20 protein-coding genes, 1 other RNA gene, 1 pseudogene and 1 riboswitch are annotated in these 17678 nt (G+C 67.4%); of the genes and pseudogenes, 11 read left to right on the forward strand and 11 right to left on the reverse strand.

Annotation, left to right across the window (positions count from 1 at the left end):
• Positions 1 to 350 precede the first annotated feature (350 nt).
• The 5 genes and pseudogenes from GTW51_RS10750 to GTW51_RS10770 form a co-directional block, all read left to right on the forward strand.
• Entirely contained in the window at positions 351 to 1559 is a 1209-nt protein-coding gene (locus GTW51_RS10750; RefSeq protein WP_163043979.1) for an aspartate aminotransferase family protein, read from the forward strand.
• A gap of 11 nt (positions 1560 to 1570) precedes the next feature.
• A complete protein-coding gene (argF, locus tag GTW51_RS10755) occupies positions 1571 to 2515 on the forward strand; it encodes an ornithine carbamoyltransferase (protein ID WP_163043922.1) in 945 nt (314 codons plus the stop codon).
• On the forward strand, positions 2508 to 3548 hold the full coding sequence (locus GTW51_RS10760; RefSeq protein ID WP_163043923.1) for an Hsp33 family molecular chaperone: 1041 nt from the start codon (positions 2508 to 2510) through the stop codon (positions 3546 to 3548). The genes argF and GTW51_RS10760 overlap by 8 nt, the downstream gene beginning before the upstream one ends.
• 190 nt (positions 3549 to 3738) lie before the next feature.
• Positions 3739 to 4197, forward strand: coding sequence for a DUF4126 domain-containing protein (locus tag GTW51_RS10765; protein ID WP_163043924.1), 459 nt, complete (start codon positions 3739 to 3741; stop codon positions 4195 to 4197).
• A 37-nt stretch (positions 4198 to 4234) separates the two neighbouring features.
• Positions 4235 to 4357 (forward strand): annotated as a pseudogene (locus tag GTW51_RS10770) (Hsp33 family molecular chaperone HslO); the annotation flags it as partial.
• 243 nt (positions 4358 to 4600) lie between these two features.
• On the opposite strand, the gene GTW51_RS10775 reads toward GTW51_RS10770, so the two are convergent.
• The 3 genes from GTW51_RS10775 to apaG form a co-directional block, all read right to left on the reverse strand.
• Positions 4601 to 5128, reverse strand: a complete 528-nt coding sequence (locus GTW51_RS10775) for a hypothetical protein (RefSeq protein WP_203566013.1) — start codon at positions 5126 to 5128, stop codon at positions 4601 to 4603.
• A gap of 162 nt (positions 5129 to 5290) precedes the next feature.
• Positions 5291 to 6169 (reverse strand): DMT family transporter, encoded by an 879-nt coding sequence (locus GTW51_RS10780; protein ID WP_163043927.1) that lies wholly within the window; start codon positions 6167 to 6169, stop codon positions 5291 to 5293.
• 156 nt (positions 6170 to 6325) lie between these two features.
• The gene (gene apaG, locus GTW51_RS10785) at positions 6326 to 6718 is read right to left on the reverse strand and encodes a Co2+/Mg2+ efflux protein ApaG (protein WP_163043928.1); all 393 of its coding nucleotides are present in this window, start codon (positions 6716 to 6718) and stop codon (positions 6326 to 6328) included.
• A gap of 89 nt (positions 6719 to 6807) precedes the next feature.
• On the opposite strand from apaG, the gene GTW51_RS10790 reads away from it, so the two are divergent.
• Complete coding sequence (locus tag GTW51_RS10790; protein ID WP_163043929.1) at positions 6808 to 7413, forward strand: CDP-alcohol phosphatidyltransferase family protein; 606 nt, start codon at positions 6808 to 6810, stop codon at positions 7411 to 7413.
• A 4-nt stretch (positions 7414 to 7417) separates the two neighbouring features.
• Here the strand turns inward: GTW51_RS10790 and GTW51_RS10795 are convergent, their stop codons facing one another.
• Entirely contained in the window at positions 7418 to 8614 is a 1197-nt protein-coding gene (locus tag GTW51_RS10795) for an O-succinylhomoserine sulfhydrylase (protein WP_163043930.1), read from the reverse strand.
• A 71-nt stretch (positions 8615 to 8685) separates the two neighbouring features.
• Positions 8686 to 8763: riboswitch (SAM riboswitch) on the reverse strand.
• 70 nt (positions 8764 to 8833) lie between these two features.
• Here GTW51_RS10795 and GTW51_RS10800 point away from each other — a divergent pair.
• The 3 genes from GTW51_RS10800 to GTW51_RS10810 all read left to right on the forward strand — a co-directional run bounded on the left by GTW51_RS10800 (position 8834) and on the right by GTW51_RS10810 (position 10836).
• Positions 8834 to 9931 (forward strand): 2'-deoxycytidine 5'-triphosphate deaminase, encoded by a 1098-nt coding sequence (locus GTW51_RS10800; protein ID WP_163043980.1) that lies wholly within the window; start codon positions 8834 to 8836, stop codon positions 9929 to 9931.
• A 74-nt stretch (positions 9932 to 10005) separates the two neighbouring features.
• Positions 10006 to 10161, forward strand: a non-coding RNA gene (gene ssrS / locus GTW51_RS10805) — 6S RNA.
• Positions 10162 to 10230: 69 nt separating this feature from the next.
• Entirely contained in the window at positions 10231 to 10836 is a 606-nt protein-coding gene (locus tag GTW51_RS10810) for a 5-formyltetrahydrofolate cyclo-ligase (protein WP_163043931.1), read from the forward strand.
• Here GTW51_RS10810 and GTW51_RS10815 read toward each other — a convergent pair.
• The gene (locus tag GTW51_RS10815) at positions 10833 to 11348 is read right to left on the reverse strand and encodes a CAP domain-containing protein (protein WP_246232945.1); all 516 of its coding nucleotides are present in this window, start codon (positions 11346 to 11348) and stop codon (positions 10833 to 10835) included. The genes GTW51_RS10810 and GTW51_RS10815 overlap by 4 nt on opposite strands.
• Positions 11349 to 11733: 385 nt before the next feature.
• On the opposite strand from GTW51_RS10815, the gene GTW51_RS10820 reads away from it, so the two are divergent.
• Complete coding sequence (locus GTW51_RS10820; protein ID WP_163043932.1) at positions 11734 to 12555, forward strand: TIGR00282 family metallophosphoesterase; 822 nt, start codon at positions 11734 to 11736, stop codon at positions 12553 to 12555.
• 21 nt (positions 12556 to 12576) lie between these two features.
• Here the strand turns inward: GTW51_RS10820 and GTW51_RS10825 are convergent, their stop codons facing one another.
• From GTW51_RS10825 to GTW51_RS10845, 5 genes are all read right to left on the reverse strand, one after another.
• Entirely contained in the window at positions 12577 to 13020 is a 444-nt protein-coding gene (locus tag GTW51_RS10825) for a PIN domain-containing protein (RefSeq protein ID WP_343033989.1), read from the reverse strand.
• On the reverse strand, positions 13017 to 13256 hold the full coding sequence (locus GTW51_RS10830; RefSeq protein ID WP_163043983.1) for a type II toxin-antitoxin system Phd/YefM family antitoxin: 240 nt from the start codon (positions 13254 to 13256) through the stop codon (positions 13017 to 13019). Before GTW51_RS10830 ends, GTW51_RS10825 begins: the two co-directional genes overlap by 4 nt.
• 283 nt (positions 13257 to 13539) lie before the next feature.
• Entirely contained in the window at positions 13540 to 14340 is an 801-nt protein-coding gene (locus GTW51_RS10835) for an MBL fold metallo-hydrolase (protein WP_163043933.1), read from the reverse strand.
• Positions 14341 to 14374: 34 nt separating this feature from the next.
• Positions 14375 to 14983, reverse strand: coding sequence for a tetratricopeptide repeat protein (locus GTW51_RS10840; RefSeq protein ID WP_163043934.1), 609 nt, complete (start codon positions 14981 to 14983; stop codon positions 14375 to 14377).
• A 141-nt stretch (positions 14984 to 15124) separates the two neighbouring features.
• Positions 15125 to 15640: a GFA family protein gene (locus tag GTW51_RS10845; RefSeq protein ID WP_163043935.1), complete on the reverse strand. Its 516-nt coding sequence runs from the start codon at positions 15638 to 15640 to the stop codon at positions 15125 to 15127.
• A gap of 89 nt (positions 15641 to 15729) precedes the next feature.
• Here GTW51_RS10845 and GTW51_RS10850 point away from each other — a divergent pair, with 89 nt between their 5' ends.
• On the forward strand, positions 15730 to 16479 hold the full coding sequence (locus GTW51_RS10850) for a YebC/PmpR family DNA-binding transcriptional regulator (protein ID WP_163043936.1): 750 nt from the start codon (positions 15730 to 15732) through the stop codon (positions 16477 to 16479).
• Positions 16480 to 16489: 10 nt separating this feature from the next.
• Here the strand turns inward: GTW51_RS10850 and GTW51_RS10855 are convergent, their stop codons facing one another.
• Positions 16490 to 17524: a serine hydrolase domain-containing protein gene (locus GTW51_RS10855; protein WP_203566014.1), complete on the reverse strand. Its 1035-nt coding sequence runs from the start codon at positions 17522 to 17524 to the stop codon at positions 16490 to 16492.
• Positions 17525 to 17678: the final 154 nt, after the last annotated feature.

A 17678-nucleotide genomic window follows, 5' to 3' on the forward strand; every position in this document is an offset into this window, starting at 1 on the left:
CACGAGGGTGCGCGTAGGCACTCACTACATCTATTCAGGAACCAGGTCCGCCGCACGAAATCTGGTGTGTTGAGGCCAATTTAACGCACGCCTTGACTCCGTGACAAGAGTCGCAGGGATGGATTGAATCGCGACAGTGGCTTTTCCCCAGAGTTCTGCCCCCTTCGATGCGGCAGCATGATGGCCGCAGCGCAGACGGCTTGCCGCAGCGGTTGATTGACACCCGTCGGTCTGGGCATGGTATAGCCACGGTTCCGAGTGCTCGGAACGTCGTTCGAAGCCTGCCCCAACGGCAGGCTTTGATGTTTCAGGAACTGATCCGCCGAGGATCCGCAACGAAGTCGATGGTCATGGCCAAGGACGCGCATTCGCCGCTTTACGACACATACGCCCGGGCGCCGCTCAGCTTCGAGCGCGGCGAGGGCGTCTGGCTGGTCACCGGCGAGGGCCGACGCTACATGGATTTCGCCGCCGGCATCGCGGTGAACTCGCTGGGCCATGCGCATCCGCATCTCGTCGCGGCGCTGACCGAGCAGGCCGGCAAGCTCTGGCATCTCTCCAATCTCTACGAGATCCCGGGCCAGCGACGCCTCGCCGAGCGGCTGACGGCGGCGAGCTTCGCCGACCGCGCCTTCTTCACCAATTCCGGCGCCGAGGCGCTGGAATGCGCGATCAAGACCGCGCGCCGCTATCATTATGTCGACGGCACGCCGGAGCGGTATCGCATCCTGACCTTCGAGGGCGCCTTCCACGGCCGCACCCTGGCGACGATCGCCGCTGGCGGCCAGGCGAAATATCTCGAGGGCTTCGGCCCCAAGGCGCCGGGCTTCGACCAGCTGCCCTTCGGCGACCACGAGGCGCTGAAGCAGGCCGCGGCCGAACCCGATGTCGCCGCCATCCTGATCGAGCCGATCCAGGGCGAGGGCGGTGTCCGCTCGGTGCCGCCGCAATGCCTGCAGGGCCTGCGCGATCTCTGCGACGAGCACGGCATCCTCCTGATCTACGACGAGGTGCAGACCGGCATCGGCCGCACCGGGCGCTTCTATGCCTACGAGCATTCCGGCGCCGCGCCCGACATCCTGGCCTCCGCCAAGGGCATCGGCGGCGGTTTCCCGATGGGCGTGTGCCTTGCCACCGAGGCGGCCGCGCGCGGCATGACCCCCGGCACGCACGGCAGCACCTATGGCGGCAATCCGCTGGCCATGGCCGTCGGCAATGCCGTGCTGGACGTCGTGCTCGACGAGGGCTTCATGATCCACGTGCAGGACATGGCGCTGCTGATGAAGCAATCGCTGGCCTCGCTGGCCGACCGCTATCCCGACGTCGTCGGCGAGATCCGCGGCCAGGGCCTCCTGATCGGCCTGAAGGCCAAGGTGCCCAACGTCCAGCTCGTCGCCGCGCTGCGCGACGAGGGTCTGCTTGCCGCGCCCGCCGGCGACAATGTCGTGCGGCTGCTGCCGCCGCTGATCGTCACGGCGGACGAGATACACGAGGCCATGGGCCGCATCGAAGCGGCCGTCGTCGGCCTGTCGCTGGCTGGCCAGCGCAAGAGCGCATGAGGCATTCCGCCATGAGAAACGGCAATCCGAGGCATTTCCTCGACATCTCCACCGTCGCGCGCGGCGAGCTGCGCGCCATCGTCGACGACGCGGCGTCCCGCAAGACGCTGGGCACCGGCGCCTCGCGGCCGCTCGAGGGCAAGACGCTGGCGATGATCTTCGACAAGCCGTCGACCCGCACCCGCGTCTCCTTCGACGTGGCGATGCGCCAGCTCGGCGGCGAGACTCTGATCCTCTCCGGCGCCGAGATGCAGCTCGGGCGCGAGGAGACCATCGCCGACACCGCCAAGGTTCTGTCGCGCTATGTCGACGCGATCATGATCCGCACCACCGCCCATGACCGCCTGACCGAGCTCGCCGCGAACGCCACCGTGCCGGTGATCAACGGCCTGACCGACGACACCCATCCCTGCCAGATCATGGCCGACCTCCTGACCTTCGAGGAAAAGCGCGGGCCGGTGCGCGGCAAGATCTTCGCCTGGTCGGGCGACGGCAACAACGTGCTCGCCTCGCTCGTCGAAGCGGCGGCGCGCTTCGAGTTCACGCTGCGCATCGCGACCCCCCCGGGCTCGGAGCCCGACATGCGCTACGTCGAAAATGCCCGCGGCGAGGGCGCCGACGTGCTGCTCACCAACGATCCGGTCGAGGCCGTCACCGGCGCCCACTGCGTCGTCACCGACACCTGGGTGTCGATGGGCCGCGAGGACAAGGCGCGCGGCCACAACGTCTTCATGCCCTATCAGGTCAACGAGCGGCTGATGGCGCATGCCGACCCGGAGGCTTTGTTCATGCACTGCCTGCCCGCCCATCGCGGCGAGGAGGTCACCGATGCGGTGATGGACGGGCCGCAGTCGGTGGTGTTCGACGAGGCCGAGAACCGCCTGCACGCCCAGAAATCCATCCTCGCGTGGTGCTTCGGCGAGGTCGCGCCGGCTGCGGGTGCCGCGCATGGCTGATCCCGACCTGAACCTCGGCGAGTTCGGCTTTGCCGGCGACGACGCCGTCGTGCCGTTTGCCGTCGAGGCGCTCGACGCCCGCGGCCGCGCGGTCCAGCTCGGGCCGATGCTCGACGACATCCTGAACCGCCACGATTATCCCGAGCCCGTCGCGCGCCTCCTCGCCGAGATGGTGGTGATGACGGTGCTGCTCGGCACGTCGCTGAAGTTCGACGGCAAGTTCATCGCGCAGACCCAGACCGACGGGCCGGTCGATCTCCTCGTTGTCGATTTCACCACGCCGTCGAGCGTCAGGGCCTATGCCCGCTTCGACGAAGCCAAGCTCCAGGCCGCCATCGACGCCGGCGAGACCTCGTCGGAGGCGCTGCTCGGCATCGGCGTCATGGCGATGACCGTCGACCAGGGCGCCTACATGCAGCGCTACCAGGGCATCGTCGAGCTCAACGGCACGACGATCGAGGAAGTGGCCGAAGGCTATTTCCGCCAGTCCGAGCAGATCCCGACGGCGATCAAGCTCGCCGTCGCCCGCATCGCCCGGCGCGGCGAGAACGGCGGCTTCGTCGAGAGCTGGCGGGCCGGCGGTCTGATCGCCCAGTTCCTGCCCGAGTCGACCGACCGCATGCGCATGCCCGACCTGCCGGGCGGCGACGCGCCGGAAGGCGCCGACGACGACGAGGGCGCGTTCGAGCCCGACGACGCCTGGCTCGAGGTCCGCGCGCTGGTCGACACGATCGAGGCCTCCGAACTCGCCGATCCCGAGATCGGCGTCGAGCGCCTCTTGTTCCGCCTCTTCCACGAGCGCGGCGTGCGGGTCTTCAAGCCGCACCCCGTCGACGACGAATGCTCCTGCTCGCGCGAGCGGATCAAGGAAGTGCTCTCCAACTTCTCCGCCACCGAGATCACCGACAGCATCGAGGACGGCCGCATCGCCGTCACCTGCGAGTTCTGCGGCGAGGCCTACGAGTTCGAGCCGGAAGAGTTCGCGGCGGACGCGGAGACGACACCGGGCGACGACGAGCCGCGCGAGGGGTGAGGCGAGGCATCCCGGGGAGAGCCTGCCGGCTCTGAGCCGGGGTCATTCGCGGCTGACGCCTTGCCGAGCTGTTCACGCCTCGAAATCGTACCTCGGATACTCTGCCGGGTTAAGCCGCGTCGGGGAATGACCGTCGCTGAACCCTATCGCCGTTCATCCGTTGTCGGATGACATATCGATAGGACACCTCATGCTACGCTCGATCCTGATGGGCCTCGTCGCCGGCCAACGCTCGATGACGCCGCTTGCCGCGCTCGCCGGCGCCGCACGGCGCGGCACGCTTCCGCACGACAATTCCGAAGCACGGCTGATGGCGCTGCCCGTGATCGCCGCGGGTGGCGTCGCCATGGCCGCCGCGGAGATGGCGGGCGACAAGATGAAGACCGCTCCCGACCGGACCGTCTTCCTCGGCCTGCTCGCCCGCGTCATCACCAGCGGCTTTGCAGGGGCCGCCCTCGCTCCTTCGGACCGTCGCCTGGCCGGCGCGACACTCGGTGTCGGCGCGGCGATCGGCTCCTCCTATCTCGGTCTCGCCGCGCGGAAGTGGGCGACACGCCGCTGGGGCCAGACGCCGACCGGCTTCGCCGAAGACGCGCTCGTCTTCGCCGCCGCGACGATGATCGCCAACGCCAGACCGAAGCGCTTCTGAGGGCGAGTCCGCTGGAGTTGGATTTGTGCTGGACAGCGAATGCTCCTGCTCGCGCGAACGCCTCAAGGAGGTCCTCTCCAACTTCTCCGCCACCGGGATCGCCGAGAGCATCGAGGACGGCCGCATCGCCGTGACCTGCGAGTTCTGCGGCGGGACTTAGGAGTTCCAGCCGGAGGAGTTCGCGGCGGAGGCGGAGACGACGCCGGGCGAGGACGAGCCGCGCGAGGGGTGAGGCGGGGGTCTGAGAGGATCATATGTCGGCTAGGAGGCCGCCTCCTGTGCAGGCCGATGCCTATCACCATAGGTTGCTCCGGCGTGCGCTTTCGACCCTTCAGAGACATCAACTTCGAAGCGCAGCTACGCTCGAAGCGGACACCCAGCCCCGCCTACCACTCGAACTGTTTCATAGATGCCGGGACTGCACGTCCGGTCCGATCTTGGCCTTCAGCGGCGGATGCAGCTCGATCATAGCCAGCAGCAGATCACGAACTGACCACTGCGTATGCCGAAGCGATATAATAATCGAGGAGCGCGTCGTCCAAAGTCGTTGGGAGCGGCTCGGATGCCATTGAAGCAACGTGACCCGGTCGCCCGTTGGTGGCACTTCCACCGAGACGATATCTTTCCATCCGATGAAACGGTCGGAGAACGAATAGACGGCGCGCACGCCTCCGACGGATAGAGTCGCGGAGTAGCCTACGATTAGCTCACGCAGCCGGAAAACCGGTAGCGCGATCATGCCGAGACCGACGATACCCAACAGCATCGCGTCGGTCGTCGGGTCGAAGAGCATTCGACCAAATACGCCGCTTCCCCGCATGAACGCGCCGAAGAAAATGCCCACTCCGATAGCGACGCAACCGAGCAGGAGCAGGATCAGGGGCACCCGTGAGATCGAAATAACTTTCACATCTGAGATACTCACGTGCATCAATCCTCCTAAACGGTCTGCATTTCTCATACTTTATATATTTGAACGGGGCGATACCGATCTGGCTGACGGCAGCTTGTTGTCTCCGTGCGCCATGAACCGGACCGATTGCTTTCCACCCATTGCAGCCGTCTGTTCGGGCCACGCCTAGTCTCGCCTCCATCACCGCCCGACCCTGTTCTCCCGCCAGATCGTGAACACCCCGCTGGCGACGATCACCGCTGCGCCGACGAACACCGGCGAATCCGGCAGCTCATTCCAGATCAGCCAGCCGATCAGCGTCGCCCAGATCAGCGCCGTGTAGTCGAGCGGCGCGACGACGACGGCGGGGGCGAGGCGGAAGGCCTGGGTCATCAGCGTCATTCCCACCGTCCCGAAGAGGGCGATGGCCGCGAACAGTCCGTAGTCGGCTGGCCGCACCGGCACCCAGACGAAGGGCACGACGAGGGAACTCAGCAACGCCCCCGCGCCGGTCAGGTAGAGCAGCAGCGTCCAGACGCTCTCGCGCCGGTCGACCCAGCGGGCGCTGATCATCAGGAACGCATAGAAGAGGGCCGTCGCGACCGGCAGCAGCGAGGCGGGCTGGAAAGCGGCGGCGCCGGGACGCACCGCGATCAGCACGCCGGCGAAGCCGACCAGCACCGCCAGCCAGCGCCGCCAGCCGACGGGATCGCGCAGGAACAGCGCCGAGATCGCCGTGATGAACAGCGGCGCCACGAAGACCAGCGCCGTCGCCTCGGCCAGCGCCAAATATTTCAGGCTGGAGAAGAACAGGAAGGCGGCGCAGATCCAGAGCAGCCCGCGCATGAGATGCGTCACCGGCCGATGCGAGCGCAGCGCCGCCGCCCCGCCCATGCCGGCGGCGATCACCACGGCGAAGGGCAGGGCGATCAGGTTGCGCAGGAACAGGATCTGCAGCGGCGAATAGGTCGAGGCGAGCGCCTTGGCGAGGGCGTCGTTGACGCTGAGGCACGCGACCCCGACGCACATCATCGCCATGCCCACCAGGGATGCGCGTCTCGATTCCAGAATTGCCTGCATGCTGCACTCGCCGTTTCGGCGCGACTCCTAGCAGGTTGCCGAAGATTGTCATGGGGGCGGGGAGCGGTGCCGTCGGTCATGCCCGACTGGCGGCGGATGGCGGCGGCGCAGACCAGAGAGGAACCCGCTCAGCCCGCCTCGACCGACAGCCTGTGCTTAGTTCAACACTCGCGAACGCGCCGGCAGGTCCAGCGAGAAGGCCGGGATCTCCACCTCGAAGAACGAGCCGTCCGGGGCCTGCATGCGGTAGTGGCCGCGCATGAAGCCGGACGGCGTCGGCAGCGGGCAGCCGGAGGTGTAGGTGAAGCTGTCGCCCGGCGAGAGCGTCGGCTGCTCGCCGACGACGCCAGGGCCGCTGATCTCCTCGACATGGCCGTTGGCGTCGGTGATGTGCCAGTATCGTGACCGCAGCTGGACGACGTCCGGGCTGCCATTGGCGATCTCGACCGTGTACGCCCAGACCCAGCGTCCGTCGTCGGGGGCCGACTGGTCGTCGAGATAGCTCGGCGTCACGCTGACGGTGATCGCCCTGGTCGTCGCCGTGTACATGCCTTGGCCGCCTTGCATCGCTTCGGCCTATCTTATCGCGGCGCACGCTTGCCGGGTCAACGGGCCGGTGAACACGCGGGGAGGTCCTCTTGCTCGACGGGGTGCTGAAGAAGCGGATCGATCCGCCGATCGCCTTTCTGGCCGCGGTCCTCTGCCGCCGGGGCGTCGGCGCCGACGCCGTGACGGTGGCGGGCCTCGTCCTCGGCCTTGCCGCGGCATTCGCCATCGCCGTCGGCCAGCTCTGGCTCGGCCTTGCCCTCATCCTCGTCTCGCGCCTTGCCGACGGTCTCGACGGGGCGGTCGCCCGGCTGACCCGCCGGACGGACCGCGGCGGCTATCTCGACATCGTCTTCGACTACATCTTCTACGGCGCGATCCCGCTCGCCTTCGCGATCCTCGACCCGGCCGCCAACGCGCTTGCCGCCGCGGTGCTGCTCGCGAGCTTCTACGCCAACGGTGCGAGCTTCCTCGCCTTCGCGGTGATGGCCGAGAAGCGCGGGCTCTCCACCGAGCAGCGCGGCAAGAAGTCGCTGTATTTCTCGACCGGCCTCGCCGAGGCGACGGAGACCATCGCGACCTTCGTGCTGTTCTGCCTGTTCCCCGGCCATTTCGCCGTCATCGCCTATGTGTTCGCGGCGATGACGGCGTGGACCTGCGTGTCGCGGATCAGGCTCAGCCTGCAGCTCTTCCGCTGAGGCGTCAGGTCGCTGAAAGCGCCGCGTCGATGTCCTCGATCAGGTCCTCGACGTCCTCGATGCCGACCGAGAGCCGCAGCAGCCCGTCGGAAATGCCGAGTTCGGCCCGGGCCTCGGGCGTCAGGTTCTTGTGCGTCGTCGTCGCCGGGTGGGTGATCAGGCTCTTGGCGTCGCCGAGATTGTTGGAGATCAGGATGATCCGCAGCGCATTGGCGAAGGCGAAGGCCGCCTTCTTGCCGCCGGTGAGCTCGAAGGCGAGCAGCGTCGAGCCACCGGTCATCTGCTTGGCGATGATCGCCGCGTCCGGATGGTCGGCCCGGCCGGGATAGAGCACCTTGGCGACTTCCGGCCGTTCTGCGAGGAAGTCGGCGATCTTGCCCGCGCTCGTGGTCTGCTGCGCCACACGCAGTGGCAGCGTCTCCAGGCCCTTCAGCAGCGTCCAGGCGTTGAACGGCGAGAGCGACGGGCCGGTGTGGCGGAAATAGTCGTGGAGGTTCTCGTCGATCCAGCCCTTCGAGGAAAGGATCACGCCGCCGAGGCAGCGGCCCTGGCCGTCGATGTGCTTCGTCGCCGAATACACCACGACGTCGGCGCCGAGTTCCAGCGGGCGCTGCTGCATCGGCGTCGCGAAGACATTGTCGACGACGAGCCGGGCACCGGCGGCATGGGCGATCTCCGCCACCGCCGGGATGTCGATCACCTCGAGCGTCGGGTTGGTCGGCGTCTCCATGAAGAACACACGCGTCTCCGGCCGCACGGCGGCGCGCCATTCGTCGAGATTGCGCCCGTCGACCAGCGTGCAGTCGACGCCGCAGCGCGCCATCACCGTCTCGACGACATAGCGGCAGGAGCCGAACAGCGCCCGCGCCGCGACGATGTGGTCGCCGGCCTTCACCTGGCACTGGATCGCCGCGGCGACGGCAGCCATGCCGGAGGCGGTGGCGCGCGCATCCTCGGCGCCTTCCAGCGCCATCATCCGCTCCTCGAACATGCGCGTCGTCGGGTTGGCGTAGCGGCTGTAGATGAAGCCGGGTTCCTCGCCCTTGAACCGCGCCTCGGCGGCCTCGGCGCTGTCGTAGACGAAGCCCTGGGTGAGGAAGAGCGCCTCGGAGGTCTCGCCGAAGCCCGAGCGGGCCGTGCCCGCGTGGACCATGGCGGTGGCGGGGCGCAACTTGCGGGGCGTATCCGACTTCTTCAGCATCGCGTCGTCTCCGAACAAAAATAAACCGGCTGCCGCGTCGCCGCGAAGCCGGTTGGTCGAAGGCGCAAGGGCCATATCGTCAATCGGCCCTTTAGCGACTTGTTTTACGTGGCTGCAAGCCGGCCGGCCAAATCACCACTCTAGGGCCTTGCAAATAGACCCGATGCCGTTACGCGTCAATCGACGGCGCGTCGCGCCGGGACGACGAGGGGAATGCAATTGATGCAGGGCGGAATTCTGCCGGACCGCGAGATCGCGGCGCTGTTCGAGACGGGGGCCATTGCCGCGCCGCTGCCCCGCGACGGCGACCAGATCCAGCCGGCGAGCCTCGACCTGCGGCTCGGGGCGAAGGCCTACCGGGTGCGGGCAAGCTTCCTGCCGGGCGCCGGACAGACGGTCGCCGGCAAGCTCGCGCGCTTCTCGCTGCACGAATTCAGTCTCACCGAAGGCGCCGTGCTGGAGACCGGCTGCGTCTATGTCGTGGAACTCCTGGAAGCCTTGAAGCTGCCGGCCGACGTGCGGGCGACGGCGAATCCCAAATCCTCCACCGGCCGGCTCGACATCTTCACCCGCGTCCTGACCGACGGGGCGCATGAGTTCGACAAGCTGCCGGCGGGCTACGAGGGCCCGCTCTATGTCGAGATCTCACCGCGCACCTTCCCGGTCCTGGTGCGCCAGGGCTCGCGCCTGTCGCAGATCCGCTTCCGCACCGGCGAGCCATTGCTGGCCGAAGTCGATCTGGCGGCGCTGCATGCGACCGACCAGCTGACCTCGGCGCCGGGCGCCAACATCTCCGGCGGTGGCATCGCGCTGTCGATCGACCTGTCGGGCGACCCCGCCGGCGGCAGCGACGCGCTGGTCGGCTACCGCGGCAAGCGCCACACCGGCGTCGTCGACGTCGACAAGCGCGGCGCCTACCGCCTCCAGGACTTCTGGGAGCCGATCCATCGCAGCCAGGGCGGCGAGCTGATCCTCGATCCGGACGAGTTCTACATCCTCGCCTCGAAGGAATCGGTGCATGTACCGCCCGCCTTCGCCGCCGAGATGACCCCCTACGATCCGCTGGTCGGCGAATTCCGCGTCCATTATGCCGGCTTCTTCGATCCGGGCTTCGGCCATTCGGCGGCCGGCGGCACCGGCAGCCGGGCGGTGCTCGAGGTCCGCAGCCACGACGTGCCGTTCATTCTCGAAGACGGCCAGATCGTCGGCCGGCTGGTCTACGAGCACATGAAAGCCTTGCCCGACCGGCTGTACGGCCTCGACCTGAAGTCGAACTACCAGGCGCAGGGGCTGAAGCTGTCGAAGCACTTCGTCTGAGCCGTGCGAATAAACCGCTGCGGCGCGCGTCCTGCCTATGGAACGGGAGGGGTGTGTCGCCTATGTTCTGTCACGGCGGGCTGCGCGGTGCGACAGGGGTGACATTTGCTCGGGGCCTTAGTCTTCCCCAGGGAGCTGTCCCTGCCTTGGCTCGTGGGCCGGGGCACACGGCGCCCACCTACTCTGTAGGTTCCCGGGATCGACTACTCCATCGGCCGGGTGGCTCGCCGCTTCTCTTCTCTTTCGCGTCTTTCCTTTCGCGCTGAAATCGGACAGGTCTCCGCCAGGAGGCGATGCCGATGCGTGACGAGATCCGGAACCAGAAGGCGGAGCTGCGCCGTGCGGCTCTGGCCCGCCGCGACGCCATGACCACCGAGGCGCGCATCGAGGCTTCGCTCGCCGTCGCCGATCATGTCGCCGCGTCGGTCGACGTCACCCCCGGCATGGCGGTGTCCGGCTTCCTGCCCATCCGCTCCGAAATCGACATCCGCCCGCTGATGATGATGCTCGCCGACCGCGGCGCGCGTCTCTGCGTACCGGCCATCGTCGAGGGAAAACTGGTGTTCCGCCAGCTGGTGCGCGGCGCGCCGCTCGAGCCACAGGGCTTCGGCACTTATGCGCCGGGGCCTGATGCCGCGATCCTCGACCCCGAGCTCATGCTGGTGCCGCTGGCGGCTTTCGACCGAAGCGGCGGCCGGGTCGGCTACGGCCGCGGCTATTACGACGGCGCGATCGCCAGCCTGCGCGAGAAGGGGGTCGACCCCCGTCTCGTCGGCATCGCCTTTGCCGTCCAGGAAGTCGGCGAGGTGCCGATGGAGCCGCACGACATCTTCATGGACAGCGTCGTCACCGAGGCCGGCGTCGCCGCCCAGGCAGCGGACGCCTCGGGGCGCGCAGCGCCCTAGCCGCGGCGCTTGACCTGCGTGCCGAGGATCATCGCCCAGTAGGGCTGGCCGTTGCGGCCGGTCGCGGCGGCGAAGCCGATCTCGGTCACTTCGGGCTTCAAGAGGTTGCGGCGATGTCCGGCCGAATTCTCCCAGCCGCGGATCACCGCCGCGGTCGACGGATAGTTCCAGCCGATATTCTCCGCGACGCTGCCGTAGTTGTAGCCGTAAGCCTTGACCCGTGCCGGCAGGGCGCCCTCGACCGAATGGCTGAGCTTGCCCCGGGCTGCCATGGCGCGCGCCTGCCGCGTCGCCGCCTCGTCGAGGACTGAACTGTAGCGCAGCGCAGGCAGGCCGTGCGTCGAGCGGAACGCGTTGACGCGGGCGAGGCCGGCGCTCCGGTCCACGGATATCTCGCGCGTCGAGGCGACGTCGATCGAACCGGGTGTCGCCGTACAGCCGGTGGCGAACAGCACGGCGGCGAGCGCCGCCATGCGGAGCGGGCCGAGACGGTTGAACGGGGTGGTTTTCATGGCCTGTGTCCTCGTGCGATACCCGGCTTCCGCAAGGCAGGGTTTTGAGTTGACCGTTGCTGCGTCCCGGCCGGAAGGCTCACCGAAAGTCCGACATGCGCGAACGGCCCATCATGCTCACTGACATCTTGTCCGGGAATGTCTCAACGGATTGCGAACATGGTCGCAACATTGCCGGTAAACTGGATGCTCGCCCGAGCCTTCGGACGATGACCGTCGGGATGTCTCGGCATATTCGTCAGCCTGGCGTAGCGTCACCAGAACTTACCTTCCGTGTGAACGCGCATTCGGGCGACTTGATGCTGATTTCGCGGCGAGCCGGTGTCCAGAACCCGGTGATAAGCCGACAACCGCCAAGGCTGCAGGTGCGGCGGGGGACAGACTGATGCGCTTCCTGTTTCTCGGCGACATGGTCGGCCGCACCGGTCGCACGGCCGTCTTTGACAAACTGCCCGGCCTCGTCGCCGACTGGCGGCTCGATTTCGTCGTGGTGAATGGCGAGAACGCCGCCGGCGGCTTCGGCATCACCGAGGACATCTTCAACGCCACGCTCGCCGCGGGCGCCGACGTCGTCACCACCGGCAACCACGTCTGGGACCAGCGCGAGGCGCTGAGCTTCGCGCCGCGCGAGCCGCGCTTCCTGCGCCCTGTGAACTATCCCAAGGGCGCGCCGGGCGCCGGGTCGGGGCTGTTCGAGGCGAAGAACGGTGCGCGGGTGCTGGTCGCCAACATCATGGGCCGGGTGTTCATGTCGCCCGATCTCGACGATCCCTTTGCCGCCGCCGAGCATCTCGTCTCGACCTGTCCGCTGGGCGAGCAGGCGGATGCCATCATCTTCGACTTCCACGCCGAGGCGACCAGCGAGAAGCAGTGCTTCGCGCATTTCCTCGACGGGAGGGTTTCCGTCGTCGTCGGCACCCACACCCACGTGCCGACGGCCGACCACCAGATCCTCGTCGGCGGCACCGCCTACCAGTCGGATGCCGGCATGTGCGGCGACTACGATTCCTCGCTCGGCATGGAGAAGGAGGAGCCGATCAACCGCTTCGTCACCAAGCTGCCGCGCGGCCGCTACGAGGCGGCGCAGGGGCCGGCGACGCTCTGCGGCCTGGCGGTGGAAATCTCGGACCGGACCGGGCTCGCGGAAAAGATCTCGCCGGTCCGCATCGGACCGCGGCTCGCGGGTGTCGTGCCGGATTTCTGGTAGCGGAAGGCACCGTTTCGTGGTTCAGGGCATCCCGGCGAGGTTGTAGACTGGCACACCAAGGGGTTCGAAGTGCCGCACATTCTCGGTCAGGACGGCCAGATCGTGGGCCCGCGCCGTGCCTGCGATGGCCACGTCGGGAAAACCGGGGTGTCGACCCATCGCGGTTGCGGCGTCGGAAATCTCTCCCGCGGCTTCTGCAGCCTCCACCCCGAACGGGAGCACGCGATCTCCGTAGGCGGCCCGGAAACCGAGCGTCCATTCCTCGATTGCATCGGCTTTCGCCGTCGCGTGATTGCGGCGCAACTTGCAGATGCCTTGCCGGATCTCGGCGAGCGTGATCGTCGAGAGATAGAGCCGGGATGCGTGGGCGCGGAGTTTGTCGCCTGCGCCTTCGGGCAGGTCTGGCCTTCTCCCCGGCGAGAGAAGAGAGAGCGTCGAGGTGTCGATAAGAAAGCCGCTGGTCACAGATCGATCGACCGCATGGGCGTCTGATCGCGATCGAACTCGTCTGCCCCGGGGAAGGCCATCAGGAACTCCGCGAAGTCGGTTTTGTCCGGGTAAATGCGCCGCGCGGCATCCACCGGGACCATGACCGCGGCGGGTCGGCCGTGTTTGGTGATTGTCGTTGGCTCGCCTCTTTCGGCCGCCTCGACCAACGCCGAGAAGTTCGCTTTCGCGCTTCTCACCTGAACCGTCTGCATCCGATGTGTGGGTGGGGTGGAGGGCATGGGGGTGCCCTTGGGCCCGGTAGTCTCGATCAAGCTGCCACTACGGGGGCCAACCAGGCGAGATTGGTCTGACTTGGGACCTTCTGCCGATTGCATTAATACACCTTGGCCGGGCTTCGAAGGAGGGGCCTTTTTCGCCATGGGAAACTCCTTATGACCACATGTAGTCATAATATGAGCTCCGGTAATATCTTCAAGGAAAAAGGGGCGGCCACTGGGGCCTCCCTCTGTCACTTGCTGTCTGCGGCTAGTGCGTTCACACGCCTCTCAACACGATCACCGTCGGCGTCCGCGGCAGCGTCCTGACCGACACGGTGAAGCCCGGCTCGTCTCGCATGTCCACCGCGAAGTCCGGCAGCCTGGCCAGAAAGCGCTCGATCGGGCCGCTGAAGCGGTGCATCGGCAGGACGATGGACGAGCGCAGCCGTTCGGTGATCTCGCCGATGCCTTCCTGGCTCATCGTCAGGCCGCCGTCGACCGGCACCATGACGATGTCGAGCCGGCCGATCTGGGCGAAGTCGGAATCCGTCAGCCGGTGATGCAGATGGCCGAGATGGCCGATGCACAGGCCCGCGACCTCGAAGATGAAGATCGAATTGCCGTCCGGCTCCATGCCGTCGTAGCTGCGGATGTCGGTCGGCACGTTGCGCACATATATGTCGTCGACGGTGAGGGCATGGCGCGCCGCGCCCCCTTCGGGGTTCCAGCCGCGCAGCACGTGCGCGATGGCCGGGTCGGGGAAGGGCGTGTTGTGCGAGCCATGCGCCTTGTTCATCGTCACGATGTCGGGGGTTGTCTCCCCCGCATAGCCGGCGAAGTCCGTCGCCACCACCACGCCGCCGGGGCTCTCGATCCGGTAGGTGGCGTGAGTGACGTAGGTGATCGTCACCTCCTCGTTGATCTGGGCGAGCCGCGTCGGTCCGGCCATCGACACGAAGGTCGCCCGCGGCACTGCCTCGGCGACCGCATGGCAGGTACTCGGCACCATCTGGGCCGTGGCTGGGGCCGGCGCGAAGGCGAAGCCGGCGAACAGCGCGGCGCAGGCGAGATATCTCATCGGCAAACTCCGGGGGCGGCGAGGGGCGGATGCGTCACAGATCGATGCCCGACGGGGCGGCCGGCGCCACGGGAACGATCATTCCGCGCTCCTTGAGGAAAGGATGGATCGCGACTGCGGCGCGCAACTGGCTCTGCGCCAGGCCGAAGCGGCCCTGGCGCATCAGGATGATGGCGCGGCCGGACATCGCGGCGAAATGCCTCGGCTCCAGCGCGATGGCCTGGTCGACATCGCCCAGCGCGCCGTCGAAATCGTCCTGCAGGAAGCGCACGAAACCCCGCTGGTTCCAGGCCTCGGCGTAGCCGGGCGCGGCAGCGATGGCCTTGTCCAGAAGGCTGCGGGCGCCGGCGAAGTCGTAGCTCTCCCGCCGTTCCATTGCGCGCTCGAGAAGCTGGCGTGTGGCAAGGTTCGGGGCGGTCGCCATCCAGTGGCGCCAGATGGCAGCTTCGGCGGCGCGGCCCTCCGCCTCGCTGGAAGCGTTCTTCAGCGCGGCGAAGAGACGGGCGTCGGCAGGGTGGTTGTCCTTCGGTAAAGGGGCCTGCAGCCCGGCGCCCGGCTCCACCATCTCCGCCGAAGCGGGCAGCGCCGCGAGAACGACGCCGGCCCCAAGGGCGGATCGAAACAGCGCAGCGCGATATCGCATGGTCGCCTCTCCTGACCATCGGCGCGGACGCGGGGCGTGCCGGCCGCTTACCGCAAGAGGCTACCGTCCCGGACGGAGAAGCAAAATCACCGTGGCGTCATCGCGCTTCGTGGGCCGGGCGGATCGACGCCAGCCGGTCGCTCAAGTTGCCGCGCCCGCTGCGACCATCGCCTGCCAGCGGGCGATCAGCGCCGCGAAGCGGTCTTCCGGCGCGTGGCGATAGGCGAGCTCGTCGGCGCCGATCCGCACGAAACCCTGTTTCGACGCCGTCCAGATATGTCCGGCCGGGATCAGCCATGACGTATCGTCGAGCGTGCCCGCCTTGATGTTCACCCGGCTCGGATCGCCTTCCGAGCGGTGCTGGATGCGCACCCCGCATTCGGGACAGAAATCCCCGAGCCGGACCGTGCCGCTGTCCGACAGGCGGCGGGTCGTCGCCATCCGGCCGGTGATCGTCACCGAACCGGGATCGACGCGCAGCGACTCGCCGAAGGCGCTCGAGGTCTGGGTCTGGCACTCGGTGCAGTGGCAGAGATAGAAGACGGAAGGCGCGGCATCGATCGTGTAGCGCAGGCCGCCGCACTGGCAGCCGCCGGTCAGCGGCAGCATTGGCATCGTCACCGGTTCGATCGGGTCGCTCGTCATCGGGTCGGTCATATTGCGTCGCTCATGCATTGGCCGTTCTGGACGTTTGTCGTGTCCTTTACTATGACGGGCACCTTCACGCTTAGACAGACGGGTTCGCCATGGCCGGCCATTCACAGTTCAAGAACATCATGCATCGCAAGGGCCGCCAGGACGCGGTCCGTTCGAAGCTGTTCTCCAAGCTCGCGCGCGAGATCACCGTGGCGGCGAAGTCGGGCCTGCCCGACCCCGACATGAACCCGCGCCTGCGCCTGGCCATCAACAACGCCAAGGCGCAGTCGATGCCCAAGGACAACATCGAGCGGGCGGTCAAGAAGGCCGCCGGCGGCGACGCCGAGACCTACGAGGAAATCCGCTACGAGGGCTACGGGCCGGGCGGCGTCGCGGTGATCGTCGAGGCGCTGACCGACAACCGCAACCGCACTGCCTCCAACGTCCGCTCCTATTTCACCAAGTCGGGCGGCGCGATGGGCGAGACCGGCTCGGTCGCCTTCATGTTCGACAAGGTCGGCGAGATCGTCTACCCGGCCGCCGCCGGCAGCGTCGACAAGGTGATGGAAGCCGCCATCGAGGCCGGGGCGGACGACGTCGTCTCCGACGAGAACGGCCACACGATCATCACCGCCTTCGAGGATTTGAACGACGTCTCCGGCGCGCTGGAGAAGCTGCTTGGCGAGGCCGAGAGCGTGCGCACCATCTGGCGGCCGCAGACCGGCACGCCGGTCGACGAGGACAAGGCGATCAGCGTCATGAAGCTCATCGCCAATCTCGACGACGACGACGACGTGCAGAACGTCTACGCCAATTTCGAGGTCGACGACGCGGTGATGGCCAAGCTGTCGGCCGCCTGAGCCGAAGCGCCTACCCCTCCGACTGGCGGGCTGCCGCTGCCGGCACGATCGTTTCGGTGACGAGGCGGTGCAGGGCCTCGCGGTGTCCCGTCCGTCCGGACGGGCTGTTTGCGTCGGAGGTGATCACGACGGTCAGGTCGAGCTCCGGCAGGACATAGACCATCTGGCCGCCATAGCCCCAGCCGTAGCGCACGTCGTAGCCGCCGAACTGCTCGATGAACCAGCCATAGCCGTAGCGCCCGGCATGGAAGCGCGACTGCGTCCGCGGCTCCCAGGACGCGTCGATCCACTCGGCGGGAATGACGGCGCGTCCGTCCGGAGCCTTGCCGCCATTGCGGTAGAGTTCGCCGAAGGCCAGCAGCGAGCGCGGCGTCATCGCCATCTGGTTGCCGCCGAGATAGATGCCCTGCGGGTCGCGCTCCCAGGCGGTGATGGAAACACCCGTGTCGCCCAGCCAGTCGCGGGCGAGCTCCAGCGTCGAGCGGCCGCTTTCGCGGGTCAGGATCGCCGACAACAGATGCGTCGAGCCGGTGGAATACAGCATCGAACTGCCCGGGTCGTTCTCGAATGGCCGCGCGAGAGCCGCGCGCACCCAGTCGCGGCTGGCGACCCAGCTGCCGTAATTGGCGCCGGACGTGCGCCCGAGACCGGCCTGCATCGACAAGAGATGGCCGATCGTCACCTCGGCCATGCGGGGGTCGGGATCGGCCGGCAGCTTGTCGCGTAGAAGCGGCGCGATGGGCTGGTCGACGCCGTCGAGCACGCCCTTGTCGATGGCGATGCCAACCAGCGCCGAGATGATCGACTTGGACGCCGACTTGATGTTGGTCGATTCGCTCGTCTCATGGCCGCGGAAGCCTTCGTCGACCAGCATCTCGCCGCCTTGCGCGACCAGCAGCGTCTCGACAGGCTCGAGGCTGCGGGCGCGCTCGACCGCCGGCTGGAAGGAGGAGCGGATCGATGCGTCCTGCGCGGAAGCGCCGGGGGGGACGAGAATCAGCGAGGCGAGAGCGGAGGCGAGGAGGCTGCGTCGGGATATGATCATCGGCGCCACATGGGGCGGATTCTGCCGCGCTGCACCCTCTTCACCGAAAGCTGATCCGGTTGCCTCGCGGGCGCTATGGTCGGGTTCTTGCGGCAGATCAAACCAGAGCGCGCTTCGTTTTTGGTTTGTTCATGCTTCGTCTTCTCAATGCGCG

This window comes from Aurantimonas aggregata, assembly GCF_010500835.1.
Lineage (GTDB): Bacteria > Pseudomonadota > Alphaproteobacteria > Rhizobiales > Rhizobiaceae > Aurantimonas > Aurantimonas aggregata.

Excerpts from the sequence above, each read along its gene's own strand:
- GTW51_RS10795 (WP_163043930.1), bottom strand. The coding sequence starts at position 8,614 with ATGCTGAAGAAGTCGGATACGCCCCGCAAGTTGCGCCCCGCCACCGCC.
- GTW51_RS10810 (WP_163043931.1), top strand. The coding sequence starts at position 10,231 with ATGCGTGACGAGATCCGGAACCAGAAGGCGGAGCTGCGCCGTGCGGCT.
- argF (WP_163043922.1), top strand. The coding sequence starts at position 1,571 with ATGAGAAACGGCAATCCGAGGCATTTCCTCGACATCTCCACCGTCGCG.
- GTW51_RS10765 (WP_163043924.1), top strand. The coding sequence starts at position 3,739 with ATGCTACGCTCGATCCTGATGGGCCTCGTCGCCGGCCAACGCTCGATG.
- apaG (WP_163043928.1), bottom strand. The coding sequence starts at position 6,718 with ATGTACACGGCGACGACCAGGGCGATCACCGTCAGCGTGACGCCGAGC.
- GTW51_RS10820 (WP_163043932.1), top strand. The coding sequence starts at position 11,734 with ATGCGCTTCCTGTTTCTCGGCGACATGGTCGGCCGCACCGGTCGCACG.
- GTW51_RS10775 (WP_203566013.1), bottom strand. The coding sequence starts at position 5,128 with ATGCACGTGAGTATCTCAGATGTGAAAGTTATTTCGATCTCACGGGTG.
- GTW51_RS10815 (WP_246232945.1), bottom strand. The coding sequence starts at position 11,348 with ATGAAAACCACCCCGTTCAACCGTCTCGGCCCGCTCCGCATGGCGGCG.
- GTW51_RS10835 (WP_163043933.1), bottom strand. The coding sequence starts at position 14,340 with ATGAGATATCTCGCCTGCGCCGCGCTGTTCGCCGGCTTCGCCTTCGCG.
- GTW51_RS10850 (WP_163043936.1), top strand. The coding sequence starts at position 15,730 with ATGGCCGGCCATTCACAGTTCAAGAACATCATGCATCGCAAGGGCCGC.
- GTW51_RS10845 (WP_163043935.1), bottom strand. The coding sequence starts at position 15,640 with ATGACCGACCCGATGACGAGCGACCCGATCGAACCGGTGACGATGCCA.
- GTW51_RS10840 (WP_163043934.1), bottom strand. The coding sequence starts at position 14,983 with ATGCGATATCGCGCTGCGCTGTTTCGATCCGCCCTTGGGGCCGGCGTC.
- GTW51_RS10830 (WP_163043983.1), bottom strand. The coding sequence starts at position 13,256 with ATGCAGACGGTTCAGGTGAGAAGCGCGAAAGCGAACTTCTCGGCGTTG.
- GTW51_RS10760 (WP_163043923.1), top strand. The coding sequence starts at position 2,508 with ATGGCTGATCCCGACCTGAACCTCGGCGAGTTCGGCTTTGCCGGCGAC.
- GTW51_RS10780 (WP_163043927.1), bottom strand. The coding sequence starts at position 6,169 with ATGCAGGCAATTCTGGAATCGAGACGCGCATCCCTGGTGGGCATGGCG.
- GTW51_RS10855 (WP_203566014.1), bottom strand. The coding sequence starts at position 17,524 with ATGATCATATCCCGACGCAGCCTCCTCGCCTCCGCTCTCGCCTCGCTG.
- GTW51_RS10750 (WP_163043979.1), top strand. The coding sequence starts at position 351 with ATGGCCAAGGACGCGCATTCGCCGCTTTACGACACATACGCCCGGGCG.